Source organism: Dehalococcoidales bacterium (assembly GCA_028716225.1).
Lineage (GTDB): Bacteria > Chloroflexota > Dehalococcoidia > Dehalococcoidales > UBA5760 > UBA5760.
Map to the genome: position 1 here is coordinate 1 of JAQUQE010000097.1, position 3662 is coordinate 3662.

Annotated in this window: 9 protein-coding genes; all 9 read left to right on the forward strand. The window is 53.3% G+C overall.

Annotation, left to right across the window (positions count from 1 at the left end; translation table 11 throughout):
* The coding region (locus PHI12_14030; GenBank protein ID MDD5511905.1) for a hypothetical protein at positions 1-245 on the forward strand (245 nt) is incomplete at its 5' end.
* Positions 246-249: 4 nt separating this feature from the next.
* Entirely contained in the window at positions 250-450 is a 201-nt protein-coding gene (locus tag PHI12_14035; protein ID MDD5511906.1) for a hypothetical protein, read from the forward strand.
* 38 nt (positions 451-488) lie between these two features.
* Entirely contained in the window at positions 489-815 is a 327-nt protein-coding gene (locus PHI12_14040; GenBank protein ID MDD5511907.1) for a hypothetical protein, read from the forward strand.
* A gap of 9 nt (positions 816-824) precedes the next feature.
* Positions 825-1178: a hypothetical protein gene (locus PHI12_14045; GenBank protein MDD5511908.1), complete on the forward strand. Its 354-nt coding sequence runs from the start codon at positions 825-827 to the stop codon at positions 1176-1178.
* Positions 1179-1182: 4 nt separating this feature from the next.
* On the forward strand, positions 1183-2019 hold the full coding sequence (locus tag PHI12_14050; protein MDD5511909.1) for a SprT-like domain-containing protein: 837 nt from the start codon (positions 1183-1185) through the stop codon (positions 2017-2019).
* Positions 2020-2029: 10 nt separating this feature from the next.
* Positions 2030-2413, forward strand: coding sequence for a hypothetical protein (locus PHI12_14055; protein ID MDD5511910.1), 384 nt, complete (start codon positions 2030-2032; stop codon positions 2411-2413).
* A gap of 72 nt (positions 2414-2485) precedes the next feature.
* Positions 2486-2707 (forward strand): hypothetical protein, encoded by a 222-nt coding sequence (locus tag PHI12_14060; protein MDD5511911.1) that lies wholly within the window; start codon positions 2486-2488, stop codon positions 2705-2707.
* A gap of 25 nt (positions 2708-2732) precedes the next feature.
* Entirely contained in the window at positions 2733-3239 is a 507-nt protein-coding gene (locus tag PHI12_14065; protein MDD5511912.1) for a hypothetical protein, read from the forward strand.
* Positions 3240-3248: 9 nt separating this feature from the next.
* Positions 3249-3611 (forward strand): hypothetical protein, encoded by a 363-nt coding sequence (locus PHI12_14070; GenBank protein MDD5511913.1) that lies wholly within the window; start codon positions 3249-3251, stop codon positions 3609-3611.
* Positions 3612-3662: the final 51 nt, after the last annotated feature.

Sequence of the window (3662 nt, forward strand, 5' to 3'; positions counted from 1 at the left end):
GGGAGTTTATGATTAAAGCCATTGGCAAGATCAGCGTAAAGAAGGCACAGCCTGCGGTGATTGACGATGGTAGGGTCGATGAATCTTCTTCGGGGATTCCGCATGACGACGGGGTGGTCATCATTGCATTGCCGAGAGAGACCTGGAATACCATACAGGGGTTGGCACAGAAGGCGGGGGTGGCATCGGCGGAAGTTATCTCAGTGGCTTTGGAAGAGTTGGAAAAGAAGCTGAAGGAGGGATGACATCATGGCGCTGGAAGTTGGTGACGCGGTGAAAGGCACGGGGCTTGCGGGTGCGATTGCAAACGCACGGGAAAAGGCATACCCAGAGGGGTACAATCCGCACATGGACAAGTTGGTGAATCTTGAAGCCAGGGCGATAATAGAGTACCTTGTAGAGAACACGGAAGTCACCGTGGACGAAGGTGGTCACGGTGGCATTTCGTAAGAGGGACGCGCACTCAAGTGCGCTACCTTTACAGTAAAATGAAAGAACTCATCGAGGGAATTACCAGGACACAGCGCGTACGGTATCTGTACAAGCTGATAGGCAACGTTGCCGATGGGATGTTCAGGGATCAATATTGGTTGCCAATCCGAAAGATATTCAAAATCTTTGAGAAAAATGACGTGGAGTTTGGCATCACGTCTTCAGAATACCAAAAGGATGACGAGGGTCTTCCGGTTCGGAAGGTTTGGAGGTTAGAGCTTCCATGGGAAGGCAAGACCATTTACGGGCAGATAACGGCTTCCGGGGCCGGGAGCGTCAAAGACCCCTTGGATGCCTATGACGTGACGGTGGTTTTTCAATAGGGAGGCGTCATGCGATTTATTCTGATTGTATCGGTTCTTTTTGCGGTTTCTTGCAAGCAGGTTGTCGTGCGCGATCCGGATGTGTACAAGGCGGAGCTGGACTTTATCGATTCCGCTGCGGACGAGCAGGTACAAAGAGGGAAGGCGCTCATCGAGGCCGCGTGTAAGTGCGTTGAGGTGGAGGGCGTGAAGGCGTTCGAGACCCGTCAGTGCCATGAGCTTGCCGAGACCGTATTGGTCGTGGAAGCACGGATAGGATACCATACCGACTTCATGCGATACCTGGGAGGGCTGTCTGATACACGTCCACCGGTTGACCCACCCGAGATAGCAGAGCCTACAACGCTGTGTCCGGTAAGGTAGATCAATGACTCGGATGACCGATCTGCTCGAGTGGCTGGAAGAGTCGATACCTGACGACGAGGTAGATGTTCTTGCGGAAGAAGCGGCCAAGGAATTCATAAATCCCAAGCAGATCGATTTGGTATCCGAGTACCATAAGCTCAACAAGCTGTTGTTCGGCGGCAAGCTCGGAACCTATCCGATGGCCTGGAACAACCGGAAGCGTTCCGGTGCGTTGGTACGCTATAGGCGGTTGCGGGATGCGGGGGCTTATGCCATCTGGGGTGGAGGGTTGGGGGCGGGTAGTCTTTCAATCGAAAGCATTGAGGTGTCTACTTATTCTGCATTTACGATGAAGGCTTTGTGGAATCGATTGGCGCATGAGATGGTCCATGTTTACTGGATTGAGCAGGGGGTCGAAGACAATCACGGACGGCCATTCGAGGCGGAGATGCGGCGCATCAACGGTATGAATAAGGGAATCACCGTTACAAAAACGGAGATGTGGGACGATCCAGAAGTTCAAGCCAAATCGAAACAGTATGCTGTATATATTGCTATGGTTGACGGCGTGGCAGAAGGATTCCTGATGGGAGCTTCTAATGTTACGCAAAAGGTACTTGATTTTTTTCATCGTTTCGACAAGACACGAGAAATACTACGCAAGAACCCGCGTACATTCGAGGTTTTTTTGTACGATGCACCGTGGCTGAATCGGTATCATGGATTCAAGACATCTGCCAAGAGCTTAGCCATGTATCGTGTGACTCCAACACAACTCAAGGAAATACGCGAGCAGGGTATTTACAAGGGTCTCATATCAGGCGGTGTGTTAAAAGCGGGGAAGAACCCATACGTATAGGAGTGTAGCCATGGGAACGTGGAGTGATCTGTATCGGGCGCTACTGAAAACAGGTGGAGTTGCGGCGGTGGGTGCGTTGGAAGACGCCATGACTGAGCTGCGGAAAGAGGCGAACACTCCGTGGAAGGTGGCGATCATCAAGTTGGCAGCCGAGGCCGTGGAGAAATACGGGGCAAAGGGATTGGACAAAATATCCGAGGCTATAACGGCGCTCAAAAAGGGTAAGACTCCAGACGTATCATTTGCGAGTTTGGCGGTGCATTCGGATTGCTTGGCGGCGCTTCAAAACGCGGAAGCAGATGACAAGAAGAAGATGAACGATTTCTTGGTACTGGTTGGCAAGAAAACAGGTATCATCTTGAAAGCTGTGCTGTCTGCTGTTGTCAACCTGTAAAATCGCGTATAAAATTGATTTCGAGAGCTGATAATTGTACAACAGGTTGAAGGCTGCGAACAAGGAGGCGATATGCCGTCGAACGTAGTCAAAGGGCCGGACGCGGAAGAGGTGTGGAAGCGGGCCGTTGCTGCAGCGACCGATCAATATGGGAAAAGCTTGAAGACGGCTGACCCGGACAAGTTTTATGCAATTGTCATGACCATCTACAAGAGCATGTGCAGTAAGCATCATTGCACGCCGAAAGCCGAGAAATTACTCAAGACCATTCGGCGGTTGGAATTGCTGTCATGACACCAATAAAGAAGGGAAGAGAAAAATGAGCAGGAATTTAGTACCACCAACCGAGATGGAAATCAAAAACGACGGCGCGATCCCCTATGCGTCGCAGATCAAGAACAATTCGGACGCAATCGGCGACACTTTGGCGGATGCCATGGAGTCTGCGGGGTTGCGCGTGCGGATGCACGTTGCGGGGCTTGCCGTAGATACGCTGAACGACGAAAAGGCCGTAGCGATAGGCGGTGTGGCGACCAAACAGTTCGCGCCGACGTGTGTCATCGCCAGGATGGCGACGGTGGTCGGTGCGGTAGCGACCGGGGACGTGGAGTTTTCCGTGGGTATCACGCCGGGCGGTACGGAGATCATGGCGGCGACGGTGGCCACAAATCTCATCGCGCTGAACGACAAGGTGGTCATTCCGTTGTCGGGGAAGAGCGCGAGCATTCCGGCGAACTCGACGGTTTACGTGAAGGTTACGACAATCGACACGACAGCCGGGGCCGGAACGCTGGCGAACGTGGACGTGTGCGGAGAAATTCTCTAGGAGGCGACTATGACGCTGCGCGTATCGGAACAAGTGCCCCCTGTTGGGACGAAGCTCGTCGTCGACGATGACGCAGACGAGGTGGCAAAGATAGCGGTTACCGGGGCTGCTGGTAATCTGTATCAAGTCGACGTGGACAACGAGGCCAATGCTGCAGCGTCTTACCTCAAGGTATATGATGCTGCGTCGCCGACGGTAGGGACGACGGCACCGGACTTCATTTTCAGGGTAGCGGCGGGACAACGGCGGGGCCTGGTGATTCCGGACGGCTGGTACTTCTCGTATCTGTCGTTTGCGGTCGTGACATCCGGGGGCACGGCGGGGACGACGGGTCCGACAAGCGCCGTGACTGTCAGGATGGTAACAACGTAGGAGGCTTCAGATGGAAAAACTGATAGAGAAGGCGTTGCTGCGTGGTGAGCC

Coding starts and splice junctions, on each gene's coding strand:
- PHI12_14055 (MDD5511910.1), top strand. CDS start 2,030: ATGGGAACGTGGAGTGATCTGTATCGGGCGCTACTGAAAACAGGTGGA.
- PHI12_14060 (MDD5511911.1), top strand. CDS start 2,486: ATGCCGTCGAACGTAGTCAAAGGGCCGGACGCGGAAGAGGTGTGGAAG.
- PHI12_14070 (MDD5511913.1), top strand. CDS start 3,249: ATGACGCTGCGCGTATCGGAACAAGTGCCCCCTGTTGGGACGAAGCTC.
- PHI12_14040 (MDD5511907.1), top strand. CDS start 489: ATGAAAGAACTCATCGAGGGAATTACCAGGACACAGCGCGTACGGTAT.
- PHI12_14065 (MDD5511912.1), top strand. CDS start 2,733: ATGAGCAGGAATTTAGTACCACCAACCGAGATGGAAATCAAAAACGAC.
- PHI12_14045 (MDD5511908.1), top strand. CDS start 825: ATGCGATTTATTCTGATTGTATCGGTTCTTTTTGCGGTTTCTTGCAAG.
- PHI12_14035 (MDD5511906.1), top strand. CDS start 250: ATGGCGCTGGAAGTTGGTGACGCGGTGAAAGGCACGGGGCTTGCGGGT.
- PHI12_14050 (MDD5511909.1), top strand. CDS start 1,183: ATGACTCGGATGACCGATCTGCTCGAGTGGCTGGAAGAGTCGATACCT.